Here is a 24,951-nt window from a genome sequence, read left to right on the forward strand (position 1 = left end):
GGGATGTCCGCGCCGCCGGCCACAGTGCCCGAGACCCTGGCGCCTCAGGCCTCGGTGCCTCAGGCCACGGTGTCTCAGGCCTCGGTGTCTCAGGCCACGGTGCCTCAGGCCTCGGTGTCTCAGGCCACGGTGCCTCAGACGTTGACGCCGAAGTCCTGGGCGATGCCGACCAGACCCGAGGCGTAACCCTGGCCCACCGCGCGGAACTTCCACTCCGCGCCGTTGCGGTACAGCTCGCCGAAGATCATGGCCGTCTCGGTGGCGGCGTCCTCCGACAGGTCATAGCGCGCGATCTCGGCGCCGCCGGCCTGGTTGACGATGCGGATGTAGGCGTTGCGGACCTGGCCGAAGTTCTGGCCGCGGTTCTCGGCGTCGTAGATGGAGACCGGGAAGACGACCTTGTCGATGTCGGCCGGGAGCGCGGCCAGGTTGACGTTGATCGACTCGTCGTCGCCGGCGCCCTCGCCGGTGCGGTTGTCGCCCGTGTGGACGATGGTGTTGTCCGGGGTCTGCTTGTTGTTGAAGAAGACGAAGTGGGCGTCCGAGTAGACCTTGCCCTGCGGGTTGACCGCGATGGCGGAGGCGTCGAGGTCGAAGTCCGTGCCGGTGGTGGTGCGGACGTCCCAGCCGAGGCCCACGGTGACGGCGGTCAGGCCCGGAGCCTCCTTGGAGAGCGAGACGTTGCCACCCTTGGACAGGCTTACAGCCATGTTGGGAGTCCCTTCCTTGATGTTCCCTGCACCTGTGATCTTTCGATCCGTGCGGTCGAAGCTACCGTCACCCGGAAGAACGTCGAGGGGGGTCCCCGTGGTTCCGGATCCCTTTACCTTTTTTACCGAGGCTGTGGCATACCGGTGACGTAAATCCAGATGACGTGGGCCCGGCCGGGCCGGGAACATGGAGGGCATGTCCGGTCCCTATCCCGTCCGCGGCTCCGTCTCCCTCCCGGAGGCCGAGCTGATGTGGCGTTTCTCCAGGTCGTCCGGGCCCGGCGGACAGCATGTCAACACCAGCGACTCCCAGGTGGAACTGCGCTTCGACCTGGCCAACACCCAGGCGCTGCCCGAGCTGTGGAAGGAGCGGGCGCTGCGGCGGCTGGCCGGCCGGCTGGTCGACGGAGTGGTCACCGTGCGCGCCTCCGAGCACCGCTCCCAGTGGCGCAACCGGGAGACCGCCGCCGTACGCCTCGCCGCGCTGCTCGCCGAGGCCACCGCGCCCCCGCCCAAGCCCCGCAAGCCGACCCGAATCCCGCGCGGGATCAACGAGCGCCGGCTGCGGGAGAAGAAGCAGCGGGCGGAGACGAAGCGGGCCCGCTCGGGCCGCGACTGGACGTAACGACGTAGTCGGCCGACGGCTCTGTCACATCCGAGTCCCCCGATCCGTCAGCGGGGTGCAGCCCGCCGAGGGTGACGACGGACGAGGACGAGAGGCCAGGCCCGCGCATGACCGAGCACCACAGTGACGACGACTTTCTCGCCGAGCGGTTCGAGGAGCACCGGGGGCAGCTGCGGGCCGTGGCGCACCGGATGCTGGGCTCGGCCGCCGAGGCCGAGGACGCCGTGCAGGAGGCCTGGTTCCGGCTGAGCCGCTCCGACACCGCGGCGGTGGAGAACCTCGGGGGCTGGCTGACGACCGTGGTCGGCCGGGTCTGCCTCGACATGCTCCGCTCCCGCCGCTCCCGGGGCGAGCAGCCCCTGGACGTCTGGCAGCCGGCGCCCTCCGACGCACCCGACCCGGCGCACGACGCCCTGCTCGCCGACTCGGTGGGTTCCGCCCTGCTGGTCGTCCTGGAGGCGCTGTCGCCCGCCGAGCGGCTGGCGTTCGTGCTGCACGACCTGTTCGGGGTGCCCTTCGAGGAGATCGGGGAGACCCTCGGGCGCAGTCCGGCCGCGGCGCGCCAGCTGGCCAGCCGGGGGCGGCGCCGGGTCCGGGGCGCCGGGGCGCCGGAGACGGACCGGGTACGGCAGCGGGAGGTGGTCGACGCGTTTCTCGCCGCCGCGCGGGAGGGCGACTTCGAGGGTCTGCTGGCGGTGCTCGACCCGGACGTGGTCGCCCGCACCGAGGCCGGCGTCACCGCCGGTGCGACGGCGGTCGCCTCGAACGCGAAGGGCTTCGCGCACCTCGCCCGGATCGCCCGTCCGGCCCTGGTCGACGGCGCCCCCGGGCTGGTGGTCCTGGCCGACGGCCGCCCCGAGCGCACGCTCGCCTTCACCGTCGTGGCGGGCCGTGTCGCGGTCATCGATGTCGTCACCGACCCGGCCCGGCTGTCCCGGCAGGTGATCGAGGAGGTCTGAGGCGGTGGGGGTGCCTCACAGCTCCAGCACCCCCACCGTCTGCCCGCCGCTCGTCTCCCCGGTCCTGCGGAAGCCCAGCCGGAGGTAGAAGCCCTCGGGGCCGTCCGGGCCGGGGTGCCAGGTCACGTACAGCTCCTTGCCGCCCCGGCGGCGGATCTTCGCGGCCACCGACTCCACGGCGAACGCGCCGTAGCCGCGGCCCTGGGCGTCCGCCGAGATGTTCAGCCGCCGCAGCCCGGAGCGGCGCACGCTGCCGTCGCCGTACCAGTCGATGTCGAAGAACGCCATCAGAAAGCCGACCGCGCGGTCCCCGTCCAGGATCAGGCGGGGCCAGGCGACGCCGGCCGGGTGGACGTAGGGCCTCTCTTTCGGATCAGGTCGGCTGCGGCGCCGGCGCCTTCTCGGCCGACCCGAGCGGGGTCTGGTGCGTGCAGATGCAAGGCGGAGGAGGGAGTCGACGCGGAGCGTCGGCGAGTGACGACAACGCAGCAGATGTGCGTGCCAGGGCTCGCGACGCCGACAAGATCCGAAAGAGAGGCCCTAAGCCTCGGCGAGGGACTGCACGACCGGTGAGACGGCGTGCTCCTGGTCGGGCCGCACGCGGATGCCGACGGCGGTGTCGAAGGTCCGGGGCGTGATCTCTTCCAGGCGGAGTGTCATCCGGGCACGCTAGCCACGCCCCCGCCCGCCGACCACGCAATATCCGCGGGCCGCCCTCTCAGCCCAGCTGGCGGTACCTGCCGCGGAAGTACAGCAGGGGGCCGCCTTCCGCGCTGGGCACATGGGCGGTCAGGACGCGGCCGATGACCAGGGTGTGGTCGCCGGCCGGGACCCGCTGTTCGGTGCGGCACTCCAGGGTGGCCAGCGCGCCGCCCACCAGGGGGGCGCCGGTGGCCTCGCCACGGGTGTAGGGGATGTCCTCGAAGAGGAGCCGGTCGCTGATGCGGCCCTTCATCGCGAAGCGGCCCGCGATGTGCCGCTGGCTCTCGGAGAGGACCGACACCGCCCACTGCGGCTGCTCGGCGAGCAGGTCGTCCATGCGGGACCCGTCGCGCAGGCTGACCATGACCAGCGGCGGGTCGAGGGAGACGGACATGAAGGCGGTGGCGGTCATGCCGACGTCCTCGGTGCCCGGCGCGTCCGGGTCGTCCGGGTCGAGCGGCGGTTCCTGCGCGGTGACCAGGACCACGCCCGCGGCCAGCCGGGACATCGCGGCCCGGAACTCGTCGTTGCTCACCCCCTCAGCATGCCCGGAAGCGGCGGAGGTGAGGGGGGAGGGAGTCTTCAGCACGCCGGAGACGCTAGTCCGCGCCGCCGGTGCCGCACATCGGGCCTCCGGCCGAGCCGGGACCTAGGACCACCGGACGACCATGGACGACCAGCGGAGGATCACCGGAGGACCACCGCACGACGACCGGAGGACCACCGCACGACCACCGGAGGACCACCGCACGACGACCGGACGAAGCGAAACGCTCAGCCTTCGGAAAACGGACGAAACGCATCGGGAAAACGAAGAAAACTCCACTCAATTGTTCATCTTCCGCTGTGACTTGAGTCACAAGAGGCAGGAATTGTTGACCCTGTGTACCGAGTGAGCAGCGCGCTGTGATTCAGTGGCTGGTAAGCCGCGAGAGACAACCCTTGATTCGCTGCGAGGTCTCGGGGGGAGGGCGAGCATGGAGACCGAGTCGGAGCCGTATGTCCGTCTTGCGTCCCTGCGACAGCTGCACCAGGTCATGGCCGACATGAACACGGCCCGCAGCCTGGCGGACACATTGCAGACGGTCGCCGACGGCGCCGTGAACGCCCTCGGGTACGAGATGGCGGCCGTGAACCTGGTGCGTCCCGACGGCGACCTCGTCGTCGCCGCGTTCTCCGGGAACTCCGCCGCCGAGGCCCTGATCACCGGCCGGGTCGGCTCCCGCGCCTCCTGGGACCGGCGGCTGGAGATGGGCGAGCGCTGGGGCGACCTCGTCTTCATACCGCACACCGAGGGCTGGGTCCTGGACGACGACGACGTCCCCCAGTGGTACACCGACGGCCCCGCCCCCCGCTTCGAGGACGAGTGGCACCCCTCCGACCGCCTCTTCGCCCCCATGTACACGCCGGGCGTGCAGGGCGGCTCCTGCGGCGAGCTGCTCGGGGTCATATCCGTCGACCGGCCGCGCAACGGCCGGCTGCCCGGCGCCTGGGGCCGCGAGGCCCTCCAGATGTACGCCTTCCAGGCCGCCATCGCGATCAGCAACGCCCGGCTGCGCTCCAACATGCAGCGCGCCCTGGTCCGCCTGGAGCGCGAGCAGCAGGCGCTGCGCGCGAGCGAGGAATCCTTCCGGCAGGCCTTCGAGTACGCCCCCTCCGGCATGGCCATCGCCGAGATGGGCGGCGACCAGCACGGCCGGATCCTGCGCACCAACGACGCCCTGTGCCGGCTCCTCGGCCGCCCCGCCTCCGCGATGCGCCGCTACTCCTTCTCCGACCTGGTGCACCCCGAGGACATCGGCACCCTGCTGCGGACCTCCGCCGAGGGCGGCCGCGCCGAGCTGCGCCTGGGCCGCCGGGACGGGACGTACGTCTGGGTCTCGCTACGCAACTCGGTGGTCGCGGACGCCGCCGACGGCCCCCGCTTCCTGCTCACCCATGTCGAGGACATAGAGGAGCGCAAGCGCCGCGAGCTCCAGCTCGCCCACCGCGCCTCCCACGACTCGCTGACCGGCCTGCCGAACTCCGCCGAGCTGCGCTCCCGGCTGTCGGCCCGGCTCTGCCAGCGCCCGGCGCACGCCGGCGCGCTGGACTCCCTGGACGCGGCCTACGGCCATCCCGCCCTGGAGGGGCCCGCCGGGCACGGCTTCGACTTCGGGCCGGGCGCGGAGGCGTACGACGCCTACGACCACCATGTCCACACCGCCTCCCCGGAGGAGGGCCGCGACGACGGCACCAAGGGTCTCGCGGTGCTCTTCTGCGACCTCGACGGCTTCAAGTCGATCAACGACCGGTTCGGTCACAACGCGGGCGACGCCGTCCTCATCGAGGTCGCCCGGCGGCTGTCCCAGGGCGTCCGCGACGGCGACACGGTGGCCCGGCTCGGCGGCGACGAGTTCGTGATCCTCGCCGACGGCCTCGGCCGGGCCGACGCCCAGGACCTCGCCGTACGGCTGCGCAACGAGATCATCCAGCCGATCCGGGCCGAGGGCCGGGCGGTCCGGGTGGGCGCGAGCTTCGGCATCGGCTGGGCGCACTGCGGGATGACGGCGGACGAAGTGTTGAAGTCCGCCGACGAGCGGATGTACGTAGAGAAACGATCTCGTCCCAAACAACACCGACGCGCCGGGTGAGCCCCAGGTCAAGGCGTTGAAGCGGGCCAAGTCATCCGTTTGGCTCATTCAGAGCGGGTAGGCTCGGCCTTCCAGACCTGTACCGCATCCGCTCGCACCCGCTGAGGAGACCAAGGGATGACGCCCGGCGAAAACGGCCCGAGCACGCCCGAGGACGACGACCCGTTCGGCTATCTGTACGCAGACGGCCAGGCCCGGGGAGCCCAGCCGCCGTCCGGCGGTTACGGCTACCCCAACTCGGTCAGCAGGGTGCGTACGGTCGGCGAGCGCCAGTACGGCCAGCAGTCGCCGCCGACCTACGGTCAGGTGCCGCAGCAGGGCGCGTACGGCCAGCCGAACGCCCACTACCAGGCGCCCGAGACGCTGCCCGGCGGCGCCCCGGCCGCGCGGCCGTCCGCCCCCGCCCCCGCCCGCCGCGGCCCCAACACCAAGGGCCTGCTGATCGGCGCGATCGCGGTGGTCGCCGCGGTGGTCATCGGCATCGGCGTCGCGATGATCAACGGCAACGACGACAAGAAGACGGACAACCAGGCGGGCGGCACGCCGAGCCAGTCCCAGAGCCGGGCCCCCAGCCCCTCCAACAGCAGCTCTACGGCGCCGGGGGAGCTGCCGAAGACGGACGCGAGTGCTCTCCAGCTCGGGCCCGGCGTGACGACGGCGTCGGACATCCCGGGTGCGCAGGCCAAGGGCGGAACCTATGTGACGGGTTTCAACCATGTGGGAGCGACGGTCACCTGGACGGTCACCGGCGTCGAGAAGGGGACCTACCGGCTCAACGTGCGCTACGGCATCCCGGGCGTGGACGCTGACGCGACCCTGGTGATCAACAACCAGCCACAGTCTCGGCCGCTGATGATGAAGAACTTCGGGGGTGGCTCCGCGGGCGATTGGGCGCACGGCTGGAGGAACACCTGGTCGCTGGTGAACCTGAACGCGGGCACGAACACGATCCAGCTCGCCTGCCAGGCCGGCAACCAGTGCAACGCCGTCCTGGACCAGCTCTACATCACCAAGGCCTGACGCGGTCCGTCCAGCGCGACAGCCGCCGGAGGTGTTGATCCCCGGCGGCTGTCGCATCACGCCGCCGTGACCGACGCTCCCGCCAGGAGATTCTCGTACGCCGTCCGGTCGAAGTCGCCCGCGGTGGTGGACCGTACGGTGGCCGCCGCGAGGGCGACCGCGCGGGAGAGGCGGGCGGGCCAGGGGAGCCGCTCGACCAGGCCCGACAGCAGGCCGGCCACCGCCGAGTCGCCCGCGCCGGTGGGGTTGCCGGGGATGTGGCAGGGCGGGGTGGCCTGCCAGCGGCCCTCGGGGGTGGCGGCGAGCAGGCCCTTCGCGCCGAGGGAGGCGACCACCGTGTGGGCGCCGCGGCGGCGGGCGTCCTGGGTGGCGCGCAAGGGCTCGTGGGAGCCGGTCAGTTCGGCCAGTTCGTCGGCGTTCGGCTTGATGATGTCCGGGCGGGCGGCCACCCCGCGCCGCAGCGGTTCGCCGCTGGTGTCCAGCAGGACCGGCACACCGAGCGCGCGGGCCGCGCGGACCAGGTTCGCGTACGCCCCCACCGGCACCCCCGGCGGCAGGCTGCCGCACAGGGCCACCGCCGAGGCGCCGGCCAGCAGCTCCTCGTAGCGGTCCAGGAAGGTGCCCCACTCGGCGGGCGCGATGTGCGGGCCGGGTTCGTTCAACTGGGTGGTGTCGCCGGAGAGATCGTCGACCACGGCGACCGTGCGCCGGGTCGGCCCGGCCACCGGCACCAGCGCGTCCGTCACCCCGGGCGTGCCGGCCAGCCGCTCGCGCACCACCGCGCCGGTCGCGCCGCCCGCGAATCCGGTGGCGGTCACCTCATGGCCGAGGGCCGCCAGCACCCGGGCCACGTTCAGCCCCTTGCCGCCGGGCCGTTCGAAGACCTCCGTGACCCGGTGCGAGGTGTGCGGCCGCAGCGACCGCACCCGGTAGGTGAGGTCGAGAGCGGTGTTGAGTGTGACCGTGAGGATCACCCGGGCCGACCTCCCTCGAAGTCCACGCGTCCGGCATCGGTTTCCGGGGTCACGATCATGCCAAAGAGACGGCGGCCGGCCCAGTCACAGGTCGGCCGCCATCAGGCAAAATCGGCGGAGGGAGGCGGGGCGGATCAGGGCAGTCGGGGAGCCACCACCCACTCGCCCCGGCGCATCACGCCCTTGAGGTCGAAGGCCGCGTCGAGCAGCACCAGGTCGGCGTCCTTGCCGGGCTCCAGGGAGCCGATCCGGTCGGACAGCCCGAGGAGCCGCGCGGGGGTGGCGGACAGGGCCTGTACGGCGTCCTCCACCGGCAGCCGGTCGACGGTCACCGCCCGCTTGAACGCCCGGTCCAGGGTCAGGGTCGACCCGGCGATCGAACCGCCGTGCACCAGCCGGGCCACGCCGTCGCGGACCTCGACCTCCAGCGGGCCCAGCAGATAGCGGCCGTCCCCGCTGCCGGCCGCGTCCATCGCGTCCGTGATGAAGGCGACGCGGGAGGCGCCGGCCCGGTGGAAGGCCAGTTCCAGGGCGGCCGGGTGCAGGTGCGTGCCGTCGTTGATCAGCTCGACGGTGACCCGCTCGTCCTCCAGCAGGGCGGCGATCGGGCCCGGCGTGCGGTGGTTCAGGGCGGGCATGGCGTTGAAGAGGTGGGTGGCGACCGTGGCGCCCGCGTCGATGGCCTCGACCGTCTGCTCGTACGTCGCGTCGGTGTGGCCGATCGCCGCGATCACTCCGTGCTCGGCCAGCAGCCGCACCGAGTCGATGCCGCCGGGCAGTTCGGCGGCGAGGGTGACCATCCTGGCCTGGCCGCGCGCGGCGTCGATCAGCTTGCGGACCTCGGCCGGCTCGGGGTCGCGCAGCAGCTCCTCGGAGTGGGCGCCCTTGCGGCAGGGCGAGATGAACGGCCCCTCGAAGTGGATACCGGCGATCTCGCCCTGCTCGGCCAGCTCGCTCAGCAGCCCGGCCTGCCGCGTCAGCAGGTCCATCTCGTCGGTGACGGTGGAGGCGACGAGGGTGGTGGTGCCGTGCGCGCGGTGGGTGCGGACGGCGGTCATGATCTCGTCCGGGCCGCCGGAGAAGGAGGCTCCGCCGCCGCCGTGGTTGTGGATGTCCACGAAGCCGGGCACCAGCCAGTGGCCGGTGACGTCGACGAGTTGGGCGCCGGGGGGCTCGGTGGCGGTGATGCGTCGGCCGTCGGTGGCCAGCCGGCCGCCCCGCCGTACGCCGGTGGGCAGGACCAGGTTCGCGCCGGTGAGCACCTGCGGGCCGGTGGGGGCTGGTCGAGCCGCCCCCGCCGGGGCGCTGTCCGGGGCCGGAGTTTCCCGCTCGATGGCCATCAGGTGCGTACCTCCGGAGTCGTAGCAAGGGTGGTCAGTAGGTCCTGCGCGAGCAGGCCGGCGCCCAGGCAGCCGGCGGCGTCGCCGAGGGCGGCGGGGACGATGGCGGGCGGCCGCTGGAAGGTGACCCGGTGCCGGACGGCGTCCCGCAGCGGTGCGAACAGCGCGTCCCCCGCCTCGGCCAGCCCGCCCCCGATGATCAGCGTGCGCGGGTCCAGCAGGGTGAGCGCGGTGACCAGCCCGTCGGCGAGCGCGTCCACCGCCTCCTGCCAGATCCGGACGGCGTTCGGGTCGCCGGACATGACGGCCTTCGCGCAGTCGGCCGCGTCCGCGTCCGGCCTGCCGCAGGCCTCGGCCCAGGCCGCGCTGACGGCGGAGGCGGAGGCGTACCGCTCCAGACAGCCGTGCTGCCCGCAGGGGCAGGCGGTGCCCTGCGGCCGTACGACGACATGGCCGATCTCGCCCGCGAAGCCGTGAGCCCCGGACTCCACCCGGCCGTCGATGCCGATCGCGCCCGCGATGCCGGTGCCGAGGGCGACGAACAGGAACCGGTCGGTGCCCCGGCCCGCGCCGATCCGGCCCTCGGCGAGTCCGCCGGTGCGCACGTCGTGGCCGAGCGCGACGGGCATGCCGAGCCGCTCGGCGAGCAGCGCCCGCAGGGGTACGTCCTTCCAGCCGAGGTTGGCGGCGTAGGCGGCGACGCCCTGCTGCTCGTCCACGATGCCGGGGACCGCTATGCCGGCGGCGCGGGCGGCCTCGCCGTAGTGCTCGGTGCCGTAGGCGCGCAGCTCGGCGGCGAAGCCGAGGATCCCGTCGACCACCGCGTCCGGTCCGCGCTCGCGGCGCGTGGCGCGGCGGGCGCGGTGCAGAAGCGTGCCGTCGTCGCCGACGAGGGCGGCCTTCATCCCGGTACCGCCCACGTCCAGGGCGATGACATGTCTCACCACGGGCCTAGTGTGGCCCTCCCACCCGCGAGAGGTCTAGTCCACTCACGTGGTGTAGACCTTATGTGTCCACATTTTGAACAGTCAGACATTGGGTTGGGGCGTTGAGGTTGCGTCGGCTTACGGCAGGAACGATCGCGGTGGTGTCCGCACTGGGCATGACGGCGGTCCTCGGCGGATGCGGGGCCACCGGCTCCTCCGGCGTGACGCTGAGACTCGTCGCCGCGGACTACGGGGACTCCGCCGCGAACAGCTCCAAGAAGTACTGGGACGGGCTGGTCAAGGAGTACGAGTCCAAGCACCCGAACGTGAAGATCGACGTCAGCGTGTACTCCTGGAACGACGTCGACCGCAAGGTCAAGGAGATGGTCGACGCCGGCCACGCGCCCGACCTCGCGCAGATCGGCGCCTACGCCGACTACGCCGCCGCCGGCAAGCTCTACCCGGCCTCCGACGTGCTCTCCATCCGCACCCAGGCCGACTTCCTCTCCCAGCTCGCCGACGCCGGGCAGTGGAACCACACGCAGTACGGCATCCCCTTCGCCGCCTCCACGCGCGTCCTCTTCTACAACAAGACCCTCTTCGCCAAGGCCGGCATCACCCCGCCCACCACCTGGGACGAGCTGGCCACCGACGCCAAGGCGCTCAAGGCCAAGGGGGTCAAGTACCCCTACGCGCTGCCGCTCGGCCCCGAGGAGGCCCAGGCCGAGACCATGCAGTGGCTGCTCAGCGGCGGCAACGCCGGCACCGGCGGCAACGGCTACACCGACGACGTCGGCACCTACACGCTCGACTCCGCGCAGAACGTGCAGACCTTCACCTGGCTCAAGGACGAGCTGGTCGGCCAGGGCCTGACCGGCCCGGTCGCCCCCGGCAAGCTCAACCGCGCGGACGCGTTCGCCGCCTTCGCCGACGGCCAGGTCGGCATGCTCAACGGCCACCCCACGCTGATCCAGCAGGCCGAGAAGAAGGGCGTGAAGTTCGGCATGGTGCCGATGCCGGGCCGGACCGGGAAGTCCCGCGCGGCCATGGGGGTCGCCGACTGGATGATGGCCTTCAAGCAGAACGGCCACGCCACCCAGATAGGCGACTTCCTCAACTTCGTCTACTCCGAGAAGAACGTCCTGGAGTTCTCCCGCGACTACGGCCTGCTGCCGGTCACCGGCTCCGCCTCCAACGCCATGAGCGCGTCGAACTCCCCCTCCGACCAGGCGCTCCACCCCTTCCTGGAGCAGCTGCCGACCTCCGAGCTGTACCCCGTCGGCAAGACCTCCTGGGCGGCGGTCAGCGCCGCCGTGAAGAAGACCATCGGCCAGGCCGTCGCCCCCGGCGGCGACCCCTCCGGCGTCCTCACCCGCCTCCAGGCGGCGGCCACGGCGGCCGACAGCAGCAACGCGAACTGACTGTCGGTACCCGGCGCTACGGTGGCCCCATGGAACTCGGCGACCGCGAACAGGCCATCCTCGCGCTGGAGCGCCGGGGCTTTCCCGGCCCCGGCGCGAAGGAGCGCGCGATCCGGGAAGAGCTGGGCCTCTCCCCGGTCCGCTACTACCAGCTCCTCAACGCCCTCCTGGACGACGAGCGCGCCCTCGCCCACGACCCGGTCACGGTGAACAGACTCCGCAGACTCCGAGACTCCCACCGCACCACCCGCTGACCCCGGGCCTCGCCCCTCGGGCCGCCCGAACCGGCTCACGCTCCTCCCCGCCCCCCACCCGGCCTTCCTCCCTCGTCCTCGCCTTTGTGGCCGACCGAGACGGGTGGTGGGTGGGCGAGGCGGGGTCCGGGGCGGAGCCCCAGGGGGCACTCGGGCGACGGCTCCAGGAGTGACACCGGGCGTCCGTGGATAGGGTCGGGGTATGGACCCCATGCCGATCCCGGACACCCCGGCCGGCCAGGCCGCCCTCGCCGCGCTGCTCGCCAAGCCGGCCACCGCAGTCGTCGGCCTCGACTTCGACGGCACACTGGCCCCCATCGTCGCCGACCCCGAGCAGGCCCGCGCCCACCCCGACGCCGTACCCGCCCTCACCGCCCTCGCCCCCAAGGTCGCCTCGATCGCCGTGATCACCGGCCGCCCGGCCGGGGTCGCGGTCCGCTACGGCGGCTTCGCGGGCGTCCCCGCCCTGGACCACCTCACCGTCCTCGGCCACTACGGCGCCGAACGCTGGGACGCGGCCACCGGCCAGGTCACCGCCCCCGCCCCGCACCCCGGCGTGGCCGCGGTCCGCGCCGAGCTGCCGGGCGTCCTGGAAGCGGTGGGCGCCTGGCACGGCACCTGGATCGAGGAGAAGGGCCGGGCGGTCGCGGTGCACACCCGCCGCGCCGCGGACCCCCAGGCCGCGTTCGAGGCGCTGCGCGGGCCGCTCACCGACCTCGCCACCCGGCACGGCCTGATCGTCGAGCCCGGCCGGCTGGTCCTGGAGCTGCGGCCGCCCGGCATGGACAAGGGCGTCGCCCTCGCCGATCACCTGCGCGCCACCGGCGCCGAGTCCGTCCTCTACGCGGGCGACGACCTCGGCGACCTCCCCGCCTTCGCGGCGGTGGAGAAACTCCGCTCGGACGGCGTACCCGGCCTGCTGGTGTGCAGCGGCAGCACGGAGGTGACCGAGCTGGCCGAGCGCGCCGACCTGGTGGTCGACGGCCCCGAAGGCGTCGTACATCTGTTGCGCACGCTGGCCGCGCGCATGCCCTGACGCGTCAGCGCTTCACGGCGTCCAGCGCGTCCAGCTGGTCCAGGAACCAGCGCGTGGGCGGCAGGGCCGTCGCCGCGGCGGCCAGCCGCTCGCTGCGCTCGGCCCGCACCCCGTCCGGCAGGATCAGCGCCTCGCGCAGCGCCCGCGCCGTGCCGAGCACGTCGTACGGGTTGACCACCAGCGCGTCGGTGCCCAGCTCCTCGTACGCCCCCGCCTCCCGGGACAGCACCAGCGCGCACCCCGCGTCGGAGACCACCGGGATCTCCTTGGCGACCAGGTTCATGCCGTCCCGGATGGGGTTGACCAGGGCCACGTCGGCGAGCCGGTACGCGGCCAGGGAGCGCGCGAAGTCGTCCTTGACGTGCAGCACGACCGGGGTCCAGCCCGGCGTGCCGTAACGGGAGTTGAGGTCGTCCGCGACCCGCCGTACCTCGGCCGTGTAGTCCCGGTAGACCGCGAGGTCCTGCCGGGACGGATACGCGAAGGCGACGTGGACGACGCGCTCGCGCCACTCGGGGTGGTCCTCCAGCAGCTGCCCGTACGCCAGCAGCCCGCGCGCGATGTTCTTGGACAGCTCGGTGCGGTCGACCCGCACGATGGTGCGGCGGCCGGCGCCGATCTCCTCCCGGAGCGCCGCCATCCGTTCCTCGACGTCCGGTTCGTGCGCCCGCTTGCGCAGGAAGTCCGCGTCCGCGCCGAGCCCGTGCACCCCGATCTCCGTGCCGGCCGGCACCCCGCCCGGCAGCACCGCCCGCGCGCAGGCGGCGAACGCGTCCGCCCAGCGGTGGGTCAGGAACGCCACCCGGTCCGCGCCGAGCATGCCGCCGAGCAGCTGCGCGCGGATGTCGTCCGGAAGCAGCGCGAAGTACTCCGGCGGCGCCCACGGCGTGTGCGAGAAGTGACCGATGCGCAGGTCGGGGCGGAGCGCGCGGAGCATGCCCGGCACCAGGCACAGGTGGTAGTCCTGCACCAGCACCGCCGCGCCCTCGGCCGCCTCCTCGGCCAGCGCCTCGGCGAACGCCCGGTTGTAGGCCTCGTACGACGCCCACTGCCGCCGGAACTCCGCGTCGAAGACGGGCTCCAGCGGGGTCTGGTACAGCATGTGGTGGACGAACCAGAGCACCGAGTTGGCGATGCCGTTGTACGCGTCGGCGAACACGGCCGGATCGATGTCGAGCATGCGGACCAGCTGCCCGCCGGTCGCGTCCACCGACAGCCGCCGCCCGTCGTGGGACCGCCGTACCGCCTCGCGGTCCGCGTCGCTCAGCGCGGCGCACACCCACACCGCCTGCGCGCTCGGCCCGATCGCCGACAGCCCGGAGACCAGCCCGCCGCCGCCACGTCTGGCGTCCAGCGAGCCGTCCTCGCGCACCTGATAGGAAACGGGGCCGCGATTGGACGCGACCAGCACCTCAGCACCGTGCGTGGAAGACATACGCCTCAACCTAGCCCGGCCCGGAAACGCTCAAACGTACGGCCCGCCCGGTACGGCCGCCGTATACGACGGCCCCGGCCGTTCACGCCACCTTGCGCTCGGCGTACTCCGCGATCTCCACCATCGGCGGCCGCTCCTCGGTGTCCACCGAGTAGGTGCGCGGTTCGAAGCCGTCCGCGCCCCGCTCGAACTGGGTGAGCGAGGGGCGGACCAGATGGCCGCGGGCGAGGCGGAGCTGGGCGGTGCGGTAGATGGCCGCCGCCATCCGGCCGAGCGCCTGTCCGTCCTGGTGCCGGTGCTTGCGCACCCCCAGGTCCACCTGGGCCAGTGCGTCCAGCCCCACCAGGTGCAGCGAGTCCACCAGCATGCCCAGCTCCACGCCGTACCCGACGGGGAAGGGCAGCTGCTCCAGCAGTGAGCGGCGGGCGGCGTACTCGCCGCCCAGCGGCTGCACGAACCCGGCCAGCTGCGGCCAGTGCATGTTGAGCAGCGGGCGGGCCATCAGTTCGGTGACCCGGCCGCCCTGCCCGGTGGCACCGGCGAGCGGACGGTCGTACATGCCCTTGACGAGGTCCACGTCCGGCTCGGTGAGCAGCGGGCCGACCAGCCCGGTGACGAAGTCGGAGGAGAAGTCCCGCAGGTCCGCGTCGATGAAGCAGACGAGGTCCCCGTGGGTGACCAGGAGGGAGCGCCACAGCACCTCGCCCTTGCCGGGGACGGCCGGGATGCGGGGCAGGATCGCGTCGCGGTGCACGACCCGGGCGCCGGCGGCCGCCGCGACCCTGGAGGTGCCGTCGGTGGAGCCGGAGTCCACGACGACGATCTCGTCGACGAGCGGGACCTGTTCGACGAGGTCGTGCCGGATCACGGCGACGATCTCCCCGACCGTCGCCTCCTCGTTGAGCGCGGGCAGGACGACGCTGATCGTCTGGCCGGTGCGCTGTTTGGCGGCCAGTATCCGGTGGAGCGGGCGATCGGCCACGGACCAGGAGCGGGTGGCCAGCCAGCGCTCGACTTCTTCCAGCACGGTCTGCGGCTCCTCACTGTTCGTGATCACACGAGGTGCGCCGTGTGATCCATCTCGCGGTTCGGACGTCTATCTCAACTGTCCTGGCCTTCGGTTACAGTCTTGAACAACGCCGATGACCATCGCATGTCGGGGTGTCAAGCGGCGTTGACAATCGCATACAGCTCATCCAGAGGGGCAGAGGGAAACGGCCCGATGAAGCCCCGGCAACCCTCCAGTCGGTCTCGTTCTCCATATCGAGGCTCCCGGCTAGGGAAGGTGCCAAATCCGTCTCACGGCGAGATGCGCCGTGAGGAAGATGAGGAGAAAGGGCCTCGCCTCACATGGCTGCGCAGACAGTTGAAACCCCCCTTGACTCCGCCGTCGACCTCGGTCCGGCCTCGGCCCTGAGCTGTCGCGAGTGCGGTCACCGCGTTCCGCTCGGCCCGGTCTTCGCCTGCGAGGAGTGTTTCGGCCCGCTGGAGATCGCCTACGACTTCTCCGGCCACGACCCCGAGGAACTGCGCCGGACGATCGAGTCGGGCCCCGCGAACATCTGGCGGTACGCGCCGCTGCTGCCCGTCCCCGCCGACGTGGCCGACAAGCCGAACCTCAACCCCGGCTGGACCAAGCTCGTCAAGGCGGACAACCTCGCCGGTGAGCTGGGCGTGACCGGCGGTCTGTACGTGAAGGACGACTCCGGCAACCCGACGCACTCCTTCAAGGACCGGGTCGTCGCCCAGGCCCTGGAGGCGGCGCGCGCCTTCGGCTTCACCACCCTGTCCTGCTCCTCGACCGGCAACCTGGCCGGTGCCGTCGGCGCCGCCGCCGCCCGGGCCGGCTTCCGCTCGTGCGTGTTCATCCCGCACGACCTGGAGCAGGGCAAGGTCGTCATGGCCGCGGTCTACGGCGGCGAGCTGGTCGGCATCGAGGGCAACTACGACGATGTGAACCGCTTCTGCTCCGAGCTGATCGGCGACCCGGCCGGCGAGGGCTGGGGCTTCGTCAACGTCAACCTGCGCCCGTACTACGCCGAGGGCTCCAAGACGCTCGCGTACGAGATCTGCGAGCAGCTCGGCTGGCGGCTGCCCGACCAGATCGTGGTACCGATCGCCTCCGGCTCCCAGCTCACCAAGATCGACAAGGGGCTCCAGGAGCTGATCAAGCTCGGCCTGGTCGAGGACCGGCCGTACAAGATCTTCGGCGCCCAGGCGGAGGGCTGCTCCCCGGTGTCGACCGCCTTCAAGGCCGGGCACGACGTCGTACGGCCGCAGAAGCCGAACACGATCGCCAAGTCCCTCGCCATCGGCAACCCGGCCGACGGGCCGTACGTCCTGGACATCGCCCGGCGCACCGGCGGTGCGGTGGAGGACGTCACGGACGAGGAGGTCGTGGACGCCATCAAGCTGCTGGCCCGCACGGAGGGCATCTTCGCGGAGACGGCGGGCGGGGTGACCGTCGGCGTCACCCGCAAGCTGCTCAAGCAGGGCCTGCTGGACCCGGCGAAGACCACGGTCGTGCTGAACACCGGCGACGGCCTGAAGACCCTGGACGCGGTGGCCGGCACCGGCCTGACCGCGACCATCCGCCCCACCCTGGACTCCTTCCGAGAGGCTGGCCTCGCATGAGCGTGACCGTTCGCATCCCCACCATCCTGCGCACCTACACCGGCGGTCAGGCCGAGGTGCCCGCCGAGGGGGCGACCCTCGCCGAGGTCATCGCGGACCTGGAGAAGAACCACACGGGCATCGCCGCCCGCGTCCTGGACGACCAGGGCAAGCTGCGCCGGTTCGTGAACGTGTACGTCAACGACGACGACGTCCGCTTCGAGCAGGGGCTGGAGACGGCCACCCCGGACGGCGCGGGCATCTCCATCATCCCGGCGGTCGCCGGCGGCTGAGCATTAACCCGGTAACCGACGGTAGCCGGGATTACCGAGCGTTTATCGAATGGCCCCTTCCGCGATAGAAGCGGAGGGGGCCATTCAGTGTGATTGAGCGCGATAGAGTTGGGGAACCGGGTTGCGGGCCTACGGGTCGCGGGCCCTGGAATGGTGCCGCCCGCACGACAAGAAGTAGCCAAAGTGTGCGTGTTTTATGCGGCTTTCGTTCCCTTTGTGGAGCCCGACTTGCCCTGAATTCTCCCTGATTCTTGGCACATTCCGGATCGGGTGCGTCCAGATTTCTCGTCCGATTGACCTGTTGCAGACGGCAGTTGGACAGATACATTCAGCCGCGGTCGACGCGTTCCGGCGCACGCCCCCGACCGATTTGGGGGGTGAGGTCTGACCCGGGTCCGCGAAGTGTGGATCTGTGCAAGGGCCAGTAATAGGGGAGTTAGGCATGGCTCAGGGCACCGTCAAGTGGTTCAACGCGGAGAAGGGGTACGGCTTCATCGCGGTCGACGGTGGTGCGGACGTCTTCGTCCACTACAGCGCGATTCAGATGGACGGCTACCGCACCCTGGAAGAGGGCCAGCGGGTCGAGTTCGAGATCTCGCAGGGCCAGAAGGGTCCGCAGGCCGACATGGTTCGCGTCACCGCCTGAACGTAAAGCAAGCGTTCTTCGCCGAAGGGCCCGCACCTCCCGGGGTGCGGGCCCTTCGGCGTGCCTGTGCCTGTGCCTGTGCTTGTGCCTGCGTCTGCGTCTGCGCTTGCGCGCGTGCCCCGGCGGCCGCATGCGCCCGTTCGCCCGGGGCGGAGACTCCCCGCCGGACCGTGGGAGGCGCTTGCACTCGACCATGCCGAGTGCTAATCATTGGCGTTAGCACTCTGAAGGTGAGAGTGACAAAGAAGGACCGGGTCGGTGAGGCCGCGGACCGGGTGGGGCAAGGAACCACTGGTCGGCTGGCCGTCCGTCGCGGGCGCGGGCGCGGTCCGAAGGAATCACCCCCAGTCCTGGAGGGACCACTTCACATGGCCAAGATCATCGCGTTCGACGAGGAGGCGCGGCGCGGCCTCGAGCGCGGCATGAACCAGCTCGCGGACGCCGTCAAGGTGACGCTCGGCCCCAAGGGTCGCAACGTCGTCCTCGAGAAGAAGTGGGGCGCCCCCACGATCACCAACGATGGTGTCTCCATCGCCAAGGAGATCGAGCTCGAGGACCCGTACGAGAAGATCGGCGCCGAGCTGGTCAAGGAAGTCGCCAAGAAGACGGACGACGTCGCCGGTGACGGTACGACCACCGCGACCGTTCTCGCCCAGGCCCTGGTCAAGGAAGGCCTGCGCAACGTCGCGGCCGGCGCCAACCCGATGGCTCTGAAGCGCGGTATCGAGAAGGCCGTCGAGGCCGTCTCCGCCGCCCTCCTGGAGCAGGCGAAGGACGTCGAGACCAAGGAGCAGATCGCCTCCACCGCGTCCATCTCCGCCGCCGACACCCAGATCGGCGAGCTGATCGCCGAGGCCATGGACAAGGTCGGCAAGGAAGGCGTCATCACCGTCGAGGAGAGCAACACCTTCGGTCTGGAGCTGGAGCTCACCGAGGGTATGCGCTTCGACAAGGGCTACATCTCCGCCTACTTCGCGACCGACATGGAGCGCATGGAGGCGGTGCTCGAGGACCCGTACATCCTCATCGCCAACTCCAAGATCTCCTCGGTCAAGGACCTGCTCCCGCTCCTGGAGAAGGTCATGCAGTCGGGCAAGCCGCTGCTGATCATCGCCGAGGACGTCGAGGGCGAGGCCCTGTCGACCCTGGTCGTCAACAAGATCCGCGGCACCTTCAAGTCCGTCGCCGTCAAGGCCCCGGGCTTCGGCGACCGCCGCAAGGCCATGCTCGGCGACATCGCCATCCTCACGGGCGGCGAGGTCATCTCCGAGGAGGTCGGCCTCAAGCTGGAGAACGCCACGCTGGACCTGCTGGGCAAGGCCCGCAAGGTCGTCATCACCAAGGACGAGACCACGATCGTCGACGGTGCCGGCGCCAGCGAGCAGGTCGCGGGCCGCGTGAACCAGATCCGCGCCGAGATCGAGAACAGCGACTCGGACTACGACCGCGAGAAGCTCCAGGAGCGCCTGGCCAAGCTCGCGGGCGGCGTGGCCGTCATCAAGGCCGGTGCCGCCACCGAGGTGGAGCTCAAGGAGCGCAAGCACCGCATCGAGGACGCCGTCCGCAACGCGAAGGCCGCCGTCGAGGAGGGCATCGTCGCCGGTGGTGGCGTGGCCCTGCTCCAGGCCTCCCAGGTCTTCGAGAAGCTGGAGCTCGAGGGTGACGAGGCGACCGGCGCCAACGCCGTGCGCATCGCGCTCGAGGCCCCGCTGAAGCAGATCGCCGTCAACGCCGGCCTCGAGGGCGGTGTCGTGGTGGAGAAGGTGCGCAACCTGACCCCGGGCCACGGCCTGAACGCCGCGACCGGCGAGTACGTCGACCTGGTCGCCGAGGGCATCATCGACCCGGCGAAGGTGACCCGTTCCGCGCTCCAGAACGCCGCCTCCATCGCCGCGCTGTTCCTCACCACCGAGGCCGTCATCGCCGACAAGCCGGAGAAGGCCGCTGCGCCGGCCGGCGGCGGCATGCCGGGCGGTGACATGGACTTCTGATCCCCCGCGGATCATCTGTCCTTCTCCGAGGGCGGTACCACCGGCTTCCCGGCCGGGGGTACCGCCCTCGGGCGTTCCCCCGGGCCGCCCCCGCTCAACAACCGGCCGCGGCCCGGAAGGTACGGCGGTACGCCTGCGGCGACACCCCGATCGCGGCGTGCAGATGCTGCCGCAGCGAGGCGGGCGTCCCGAACCCGGCCTTCCCGGCGATCTGCTCGACGGGCAGGTCGCTGGACTCCAGCAGTTCCCGCGCCCGCAGCACCCGCTGCTGGATCAGCCACCGCCCCGGGCTCATCCCCACCTCGTCCTGGAACCGGCGGGCGAACGTCCGCAGGCTCATCCGGGCGTGCCCGGCGAGGTCGGCCAGCGTCAGCGGCTCGTCCAGCCGCCGCAGCGCCCACTCGCGGGTCGCCGCGGTTCCGGCCGCGGACGGCTCCGGCACCGGCTGTTCGATGTACTGCGCCTGCCCGCCGTCCCGCCACGGCGGCACCACGCACCGCCGCGCGACCCGGTTCGCCACCTCGCTGCCGTGGTCCTTGCGGACGAGGTGCAGGCACACATCCACACCGGACGCGGCCCCGGCCGAGGTGAGGATGTCGCCGTCGTCGATGAACAGCACGTCTGCGTCCAGGTTCACCTGGGGAAACGCCGCGCGGAAGCGGTCCGCCAGCCGCCAGTGGGTGGTCGCCGTACGGCCGTCGAGCAGCCCGGCCGCGGCGAGCGTGAAGGCGCCGGTGCAGATGGACACGATCCGCGCCCCGGCCGGGACCAGAGCGAGCGCGTCCGCGACGGCGTCCGGCAGCCGCACCGTGTCGGGTGCCGAGGTGTACGGCGGGACGACCACCGTGTCCGCGGTGGCCAGGGCGTCCGGCCCGTGGTCGGGAGTGATCCGGAAGTCCGCAGACGTCCGCACCGGTCGGCCGTCGGCCGTGCAGGTCACCACCTCGTAGCGGCCTTCCGCGGTGCCGAAGACGCGCTGCGGGATCCCGAGTTCGAACGGATAGACCCCGTCCAGCGCAAGCACGACGACACGATGGGCAGCAGATGGGGACGGCGACGGTGACATGGCACGATCCTATCGATAGTTGTCATTCCTGCCACTCCTGCCGAGGTGTCCGTCCGCCGCAGACTGGGCCGCATGAACGACATCACCACCATGCGTGCGATCAGCCAGGACGTCATCGGCGGCCCCGAGGTGCTCAAGGAGGTCCGGCTGCCCCGGCCGACGCCCGGCCCCGGGGAGATCCTCGTCCGGGTGCGCGCCGCCGGGGTCAACCCCACCGACTGGAAGCACAGCAGCGTGCCCGGGCTGTTCCTCGGCGAGCCGCCGTTCGTCCTCGGCTGGGACGTCTCCGGCGAGGTCGCGGCGACCGGTCCCGGCGTCACCCTCTTCAAGCCGGGCGACGAGGTCTTCGGCATGCTGCCGTACCCCTACGGGGCGGGCTCGCACGCCGAGTACGTCACCGGCCCCGCCCGCGCCTTCGCGCCCAAGCCGGCCGAGCTGGACCACGTCCAGGCCGGCGCCCTGCCGCTCGCCGCGCTCACCGCCTGGCAGGCACTGATCGACACCGCGCACCTCGAAGCCGGACAGCGGGTGCTGATCCACGCGGCCGCCGGGGGCGTCGGCCACCTCGCCGTCCAGATCGCCAAGGCGCACGGCGCGTACGTCATCGGTACCGCGAGCGCCCCCAAGCACGACTTCGTCCGCGCGCTGGGCGCCGACGAGGTCGTCGACTACCGCACCACGGACCCCGCCGAGGCCGTCCGCGACGCCGACATCGTCCTCGACGCCCAGGGCAACGACCACGCCTTCCACTCCCTGCGCAGCCTGCGCCCGGGCGGCATCCTGGTCTCCCTCCGCCTGGACGACGCCATCCCGGCGCTCCTCCAGGAGGCGACCCGGCTCGGCGTCCGCGCGGAGGTCATGCTGGTCCAGCACGACCACACCGGCATGAAGGCCATCGCCCACCTCGCCGCCGAGGGCGGCCTGCGCCCCGAGATCGCGGCCACCTTCGAACTGGCGGACGCGGCAAAGGCCCACACCCTGGGCGACACGGGCCGCACGACGGGCAAGCTGGTGCTGACGGTGAACTGACCGGGCTGGTCCGCTCCGAGCGGTAATCCCGTTGTCTCGCTGCCCTGTTCCGTCGATGCTGGGGCGGTGCCGGGGCAGCGGAAGAGGAAGCAGCAGAGGGAGCGGCAGCGGCGGGCTGAGGCGGAGCGGGCTGCTGCGCGCTTCGCGCCCGAGGCGGGGCACTGGGAGGTGCTCTTCCAGACGCAGGACGAGACGGAATGGCGGTCCTACGTCCGCCGACTGCGTGCGTCCGACGAGCAGTTGGACTGGTCGGCGGTGCGGATGGACACCTTCTGCGGACGCCTGGTCCAGCCCACCACCTACCGGCTCAGCGTCTTCGTGCCCGACAGCTAGAGCCCGTCCGGGCGATTTTGCAGGGCCGCGGCGATGAGGTCGTGGATGAGGTACTCGCCGGGGGCTCGGTTCTCCTTGAGGCGGGAGAGGTCGTTGGGGCCGAACCAGCCGCAAGCGGTGTGCTTGGACCATTCCAGGGCGGGGTGCTCCAGGTCGCCGTCGACCTCGACAAGGTAGTCGGCCTCGTGCCGCGTTCCGTTCCCGTCGTCGCCGGTCCAGGTGGTGATTCCGAGCAGCCGTCGCACTCGGCGCAGGCGCCAGCCGGTCTCTTCTTGGACCTCACGGGCGAGCGTGTCCAGGAGTGATTCGCCGGGCTCGACGTGGCCGCCGACGATGTCCCAGCAGTCGGGGAAGAGCCGCCTGTGGGGGCTGCGCTTCTGAGCGAAGGCCCTGCCGTCCTGGTTGAGGATGACCGCGCCGATCGTCCAGGTCTCGCCGGCGGCGGGGACCGGGATCTCGACGTCGTCGTCCACGTCCACGTGGTGCTGATCGTCTGCCATGTCCTCACAGTAAGGGCGTGTCGGTGGGTGTCCTTTCGCTGCGGCGCAGGGACATCGCCGCGCGGATCGACGCCGCGCGGCTGCGGACATCGGGGGCGGGCGGGGGCGTACGGCGGTGTGCGGGGGCGCGTTCGTCGCGGCAGCCCGCGCACACGCCCCCCGGTAGTGCTTCCGGACGCCCCGGCACCCCGCACTCCGTGCACTCCAGCAGCCGGCGGGGCGGGTGGTGCGGGGCCGGTGGCGGCTCGGGCGGGACCTTGTCGACCAGGCGGCGGCGGACCAGGGCGGCCGGGCTGTGCACCGGTGTCGGCAGGCCTGCGGTCAGCGCGGTCAGCAGCGCCTCCTCGGTGGCGCCGCGCCTGAACCACTCCTCCGCCAGCGGGGCCAGCGCGGCGCAGTCGGCGGCGGAGAGGGAGAGGGCCGGGGCCGTACGACCCAGGGCGGCCAGGAGGATGTGGGCGCGGGAGCGGGTGGGGCGCGGGCGCTCCCCCGGAGGGTCCGGGTCCGGCTCCGGTACGTCGCCCCGCGTGAACGCCGCCCACCAGCCGTCGTCCCGCGCGGTACGGGACCACCACGATCGGGTGATCCAGCGGGAGCCACCGCTGTCGGACTCCAGCCGCTCCCGGCCCCGCCTCAAGTGCCCCGCCGCCTGGATGCGGTTGAGCGCGGTACGCAGTGCGCACTGTCCGTACGGCAGCTGCTTGGCCAGTGTCTTCACCGAGATGTCGGCGCCCTCGGGAAGCCGGTCGACGTACGCGGCGATGGCCGCCTCGCGGGGCGGGAGGTGCGAGAAGTCGTGCTGGGTGCGGCCGAGTTGGTCCGGTGCGGTTCGTTTGCCGTATCCCGGATTGGCCATCGGGTGGGGGGTCTCGTGCGCGGGCAGGTGGGCAGGATTAAGCTTGGCGTAAGCCACGGGATCGCCTTCTTCCGATCTCGTTGGTCAGGCCCCCGCCGGTGTTGTGAGCACTGGGCGGGGGCTGTTCGTTATGCGGGCACGCTAGAGCCTCGTGACTGTCCGTCGCAACTCGGTCGCGACAAGTCAACTCTCAGGGTGGGTGGGTTGAACCCACCACCCGTTCCCTGCAAAGAGGGCTCGAAGCTGGCGGCTTGAGCTTCGGGGGTGCCGGTGGTGACGACATGGTCGGGCTGGTCCAACCACACCTGCTGACCGTCCGGGGTGACGGTGAGGCCGAAGTGGTCGCGTGGTGGGCGGCCCTGCTCCTCCCACCACCGGTAGGCGGTCTCCACCTCGTCCCACAGACGGCGAGGGCCGTACTGCTCGACCTCGTACGTCTCGTGGCCGGGGACGTACTCCACGGTGGCCCATGACGTCCGGTCGTCCGCGAGAATCCAGAAGGTGGCCTCGTCGGAGCCGTCGTCGGCGTGGTGGAGCCGGGGGAAGGCGTCGCGGACACGGGTCCCTACGGCGAACAGCGCATCCGCGTCGCCGTCGATGTGCCGGGGGTCGAGCCGGGTCGCGGACTTCTCGCCCTGCTCGTCGTGGTAGACGTCCGCGATGGCCGCCGTACGCCCTCGGTGGCCGCGCGCCCACATGAAGGCGGGGTATCCCGAGAAGCGGCCCGACGCGACCCCGTCTCCTCCCACGTCCAGGGTGACGAACGAGTAGGAATGGAAGGAGCCGCCCCACGGCGTGACGATCCGGCCGCCGGGTGCCTGCTCGACCCACGCGTACGGCACTTCGCGCACCGTGCAGGTGCAGATGACGCGGTCCAGGGGTGCATGCTCCGGGAAGCCGGCCATGCCGTCGCCCGTGATCACCGTGACGGGCAGGCCGGCCGCCTTGAGGTTGGCGCGGGCCTGTTCCGCGACCACCGGGTCGTACTCGATGGTGACCACGTTCTCCACGCCCAGCCGATGGGCCAGCCAGGCCGCGTTCAGGCCGGTACCTGCGCCCACCTCCCCGACGCGGTGGCCGTCGCGGACGTCGAGGAGCGACAGCATCTCCAACATGATCGACGGCATGGAGCTGGACGAGGTGGGCGTACCCGGGCCGTCCTGCTCGCCGTCGTCGGTCTGGGTGACGACAGGGACGTCCCCGTACGCCCTGCGCGCCCACCGGACGGGGTCGGTGGCCTTGGAGACGCCCTCGAACACCTCGGGCAGGAACAGGCCCCGGTCCACGGCGGCGACCGCCTTGCGCCAGTCTTCCGGCAGGGTTCCCTTGTTGGTCAGGATCTCTACGAGCCGCTGCTGCGAGGTCACGCGCCCCTCACTTCTTGGGCGGGATCGGCTTGTTCCACTGGCCGTCCGACTCCTTCGGCGACTGCTTCTTGTCACCGTCCGAACCGCCCTTGCCGTCTCCGTGCTTGCCCATGGTGGTCCTCCTTCAGGTCGTGTCGGTTGCTGGTCCATCGGTCCGTCGGTCTACCGGTCCGCCGGCCGGGGGCCGGACGGCCTCGGCGCCGGAGGCGGGGGCGGGGGCGG

The 24,951-nt window shown here is 71.7% G+C and carries 24 protein-coding genes, 2 pseudogenes and 1 riboswitch; of the genes and pseudogenes, 13 read left to right on the top strand and 13 right to left on the bottom strand.

What is annotated here, in order from left to right; all coding sequences use genetic code 11:
• Positions 1 to 134: 134 nt before the first annotated feature.
• A complete protein-coding gene (locus ACFVIU_RS27060; protein ID WP_385845634.1) occupies positions 135 to 710 on the bottom strand; it encodes a TerD family protein in 576 nt (191 codons plus the stop codon).
• A 187-nt stretch (positions 711 to 897) separates the two neighbouring features.
• Here ACFVIU_RS27060 and arfB point away from each other — a divergent pair, with 187 nt between their 5' ends.
• Together arfB and ACFVIU_RS27070 are read left to right on the top strand one after the other, a co-directional pair.
• Positions 898 to 1,335 (top strand): alternative ribosome rescue aminoacyl-tRNA hydrolase ArfB, encoded by a 438-nt coding sequence (gene arfB, locus ACFVIU_RS27065; RefSeq protein WP_385845635.1) that lies wholly within the window; start codon positions 898 to 900, stop codon positions 1,333 to 1,335.
• A 107-nt stretch (positions 1,336 to 1,442) separates the two neighbouring features.
• Positions 1,443 to 2,294 carry a sigma-70 family RNA polymerase sigma factor gene (locus tag ACFVIU_RS27070; protein WP_385845636.1) on the top strand — a complete coding sequence of 284 codons (852 nt, stop codon included), beginning with the start codon at positions 1,443 to 1,445 and terminating at the stop codon, positions 2,292 to 2,294.
• Positions 2,295 to 2,309: 15 nt separating this feature from the next.
• On the opposite strand, the pseudogene ACFVIU_RS27075 reads toward ACFVIU_RS27070, so the two are convergent.
• From ACFVIU_RS27075 to ACFVIU_RS27085, 3 genes and pseudogenes are all read right to left on the bottom strand, one after another.
• Positions 2,310 to 2,651, bottom strand: a pseudogene (locus ACFVIU_RS27075) (GNAT family N-acetyltransferase); the annotation flags it as partial.
• Positions 2,652 to 2,837: 186 nt separating this feature from the next.
• Positions 2,838 to 2,954 (bottom strand): annotated as a pseudogene (locus tag ACFVIU_RS27080) (GNAT family N-acetyltransferase); the annotation flags it as partial.
• A gap of 58 nt (positions 2,955 to 3,012) precedes the next feature.
• A complete protein-coding gene (locus ACFVIU_RS27085) occupies positions 3,013 to 3,585 on the bottom strand; it encodes a flavin reductase family protein (protein WP_385845638.1) in 573 nt (190 codons plus the stop codon).
• A 388-nt stretch (positions 3,586 to 3,973) separates the two neighbouring features.
• On the opposite strand from ACFVIU_RS27085, the gene cdgB reads away from it, so the two are divergent.
• Together cdgB and ACFVIU_RS27095 are read left to right on the top strand one after the other, a co-directional pair.
• On the top strand, positions 3,974 to 5,629 hold the full coding sequence (gene cdgB, locus ACFVIU_RS27090; RefSeq protein WP_385845639.1) for a diguanylate cyclase CdgB: 1,656 nt from the start codon (positions 3,974 to 3,976) through the stop codon (positions 5,627 to 5,629).
• Positions 5,630 to 5,746: 117 nt separating this feature from the next.
• Positions 5,747 to 6,649, top strand: a complete 903-nt coding sequence (locus ACFVIU_RS27095; protein ID WP_385845640.1) for a carbohydrate-binding protein — start codon at positions 5,747 to 5,749, stop codon at positions 6,647 to 6,649.
• Between the two features lie 56 nt (positions 6,650 to 6,705).
• Here ACFVIU_RS27095 and ACFVIU_RS27100 read toward each other — a convergent pair whose 3' ends face one another.
• The 3 genes from ACFVIU_RS27100 to ACFVIU_RS27110 all read right to left on the bottom strand — a co-directional run bounded on the left by ACFVIU_RS27100 (position 6,706) and on the right by ACFVIU_RS27110 (position 9,907).
• Positions 6,706 to 7,623 (bottom strand): 1-phosphofructokinase family hexose kinase, encoded by a 918-nt coding sequence (locus ACFVIU_RS27100; protein ID WP_385845642.1) that lies wholly within the window; start codon positions 7,621 to 7,623, stop codon positions 6,706 to 6,708.
• Between the two features lie 134 nt (positions 7,624 to 7,757).
• On the bottom strand, positions 7,758 to 8,885 hold the full coding sequence (gene nagA / locus ACFVIU_RS27105) for an N-acetylglucosamine-6-phosphate deacetylase (RefSeq protein WP_385845696.1): 1,128 nt from the start codon (positions 8,883 to 8,885) through the stop codon (positions 7,758 to 7,760).
• Between the two features lie 77 nt (positions 8,886 to 8,962).
• Positions 8,963 to 9,907, bottom strand: a complete 945-nt coding sequence (locus ACFVIU_RS27110; RefSeq protein WP_385845698.1) for an ROK family protein — start codon at positions 9,905 to 9,907, stop codon at positions 8,963 to 8,965.
• Between the two features lie 140 nt (positions 9,908 to 10,047).
• Here ACFVIU_RS27110 and ACFVIU_RS27115 point away from each other — a divergent pair, with 140 nt between their 5' ends.
• The 3 genes from ACFVIU_RS27115 (at position 10,048) to otsB (ending at position 12,600) form a co-directional block, all read left to right on the top strand.
• Positions 10,048 to 11,310, top strand: coding sequence for an extracellular solute-binding protein (locus ACFVIU_RS27115; RefSeq protein WP_385845643.1), 1,263 nt, complete (start codon positions 10,048 to 10,050; stop codon positions 11,308 to 11,310).
• Positions 11,311 to 11,339: 29 nt separating this feature from the next.
• Positions 11,340 to 11,564 (top strand): DUF3263 domain-containing protein, encoded by a 225-nt coding sequence (locus ACFVIU_RS27120; protein ID WP_385845644.1) that lies wholly within the window; start codon positions 11,340 to 11,342, stop codon positions 11,562 to 11,564.
• 202 nt (positions 11,565 to 11,766) lie between these two features.
• Positions 11,767 to 12,600 (top strand): trehalose-phosphatase, encoded by an 834-nt coding sequence (gene otsB, locus ACFVIU_RS27125; protein ID WP_385845645.1) that lies wholly within the window; start codon positions 11,767 to 11,769, stop codon positions 12,598 to 12,600.
• 4 nt (positions 12,601 to 12,604) lie between these two features.
• On the opposite strand, the gene ACFVIU_RS27130 is transcribed toward otsB, so the two are convergent.
• Both ACFVIU_RS27130 and ACFVIU_RS27135 read right to left on the bottom strand, forming a co-directional pair.
• Entirely contained in the window at positions 12,605 to 14,035 is a 1,431-nt protein-coding gene (locus ACFVIU_RS27130; protein ID WP_385845647.1) for a trehalose-6-phosphate synthase, read from the bottom strand.
• 82 nt (positions 14,036 to 14,117) lie between these two features.
• Positions 14,118 to 15,062, bottom strand: a complete 945-nt coding sequence (locus ACFVIU_RS27135) for a glucosyl-3-phosphoglycerate synthase (protein WP_385845700.1) — start codon at positions 15,060 to 15,062, stop codon at positions 14,118 to 14,120.
• 162 nt (positions 15,063 to 15,224) lie between these two features.
• Positions 15,225 to 15,367, top strand: a riboswitch (SAM riboswitch).
• An 18-nt stretch (positions 15,368 to 15,385) separates the two neighbouring features.
• On the opposite strand from ACFVIU_RS27135, the gene thrC reads away from it, so the two are divergent.
• From thrC to groL, 4 genes are all read left to right on the top strand, one after another.
• Positions 15,386 to 16,669 carry a threonine synthase gene (gene thrC, locus ACFVIU_RS27140; RefSeq protein WP_385845648.1) on the top strand — a complete coding sequence of 428 codons (1,284 nt, stop codon included), beginning with the start codon at positions 15,386 to 15,388 and terminating at the stop codon, positions 16,667 to 16,669.
• A complete protein-coding gene (locus ACFVIU_RS27145; RefSeq protein ID WP_385845650.1) occupies positions 16,666 to 16,941 on the top strand; it encodes a MoaD/ThiS family protein in 276 nt (91 codons plus the stop codon). The genes thrC and ACFVIU_RS27145 overlap by 4 nt, the downstream gene beginning before the upstream one ends.
• 442 nt (positions 16,942 to 17,383) lie before the next feature.
• Positions 17,384 to 17,587, top strand: coding sequence for a cold-shock protein (locus ACFVIU_RS27150; protein WP_004986573.1), 204 nt, complete (start codon positions 17,384 to 17,386; stop codon positions 17,585 to 17,587).
• A gap of 368 nt (positions 17,588 to 17,955) precedes the next feature.
• Complete coding sequence (groL, locus tag ACFVIU_RS27155; protein WP_385845652.1) at positions 17,956 to 19,578, top strand: chaperonin GroEL; 1,623 nt, start codon at positions 17,956 to 17,958, stop codon at positions 19,576 to 19,578.
• Positions 19,579 to 19,672: 94 nt separating this feature from the next.
• Here the strand turns inward: groL and ACFVIU_RS27160 are convergent, their stop codons facing one another.
• Complete coding sequence (locus ACFVIU_RS27160) at positions 19,673 to 20,644, bottom strand: GlxA family transcriptional regulator (protein ID WP_385845653.1); 972 nt, start codon at positions 20,642 to 20,644, stop codon at positions 19,673 to 19,675.
• Positions 20,645 to 20,716: 72 nt separating this feature from the next.
• Here ACFVIU_RS27160 and ACFVIU_RS27165 point away from each other — a divergent pair, with 72 nt between their 5' ends.
• Together ACFVIU_RS27165 and ACFVIU_RS27170 are read left to right on the top strand one after the other, a co-directional pair.
• Complete coding sequence (locus ACFVIU_RS27165; RefSeq protein WP_385845654.1) at positions 20,717 to 21,673, top strand: NADP-dependent oxidoreductase; 957 nt, start codon at positions 20,717 to 20,719, stop codon at positions 21,671 to 21,673.
• A gap of 66 nt (positions 21,674 to 21,739) precedes the next feature.
• Positions 21,740 to 22,006, top strand: coding sequence for a hypothetical protein (locus tag ACFVIU_RS27170; RefSeq protein ID WP_385845655.1), 267 nt, complete (start codon positions 21,740 to 21,742; stop codon positions 22,004 to 22,006).
• Here the strand turns inward: ACFVIU_RS27170 and ACFVIU_RS27175 are convergent.
• The 3 genes from ACFVIU_RS27175 to ACFVIU_RS27185 form a co-directional block, all read right to left on the bottom strand.
• Positions 22,003 to 22,506 (bottom strand): NUDIX hydrolase, encoded by a 504-nt coding sequence (locus ACFVIU_RS27175; protein WP_385845656.1) that lies wholly within the window; start codon positions 22,504 to 22,506, stop codon positions 22,003 to 22,005. The genes ACFVIU_RS27170 and ACFVIU_RS27175 overlap by 4 nt on opposite strands.
• Before the next feature lie 4 nt (positions 22,507 to 22,510).
• On the bottom strand, positions 22,511 to 23,362 hold the full coding sequence (locus tag ACFVIU_RS27180) for a hypothetical protein (RefSeq protein ID WP_385845701.1): 852 nt from the start codon (positions 23,360 to 23,362) through the stop codon (positions 22,511 to 22,513).
• A gap of 128 nt (positions 23,363 to 23,490) precedes the next feature.
• Positions 23,491 to 24,729, bottom strand: a complete 1,239-nt coding sequence (locus ACFVIU_RS27185; protein ID WP_385845658.1) for a methyltransferase domain-containing protein — start codon at positions 24,727 to 24,729, stop codon at positions 23,491 to 23,493.
• Positions 24,730 to 24,951 lie beyond the last annotated feature (222 nt).

It is taken from the genome of Streptomyces sp. NPDC127190 (genome assembly GCF_042672505.1).
Taxonomy (GTDB): domain Bacteria; phylum Actinomycetota; class Actinomycetes; order Streptomycetales; family Streptomycetaceae; genus Streptomyces.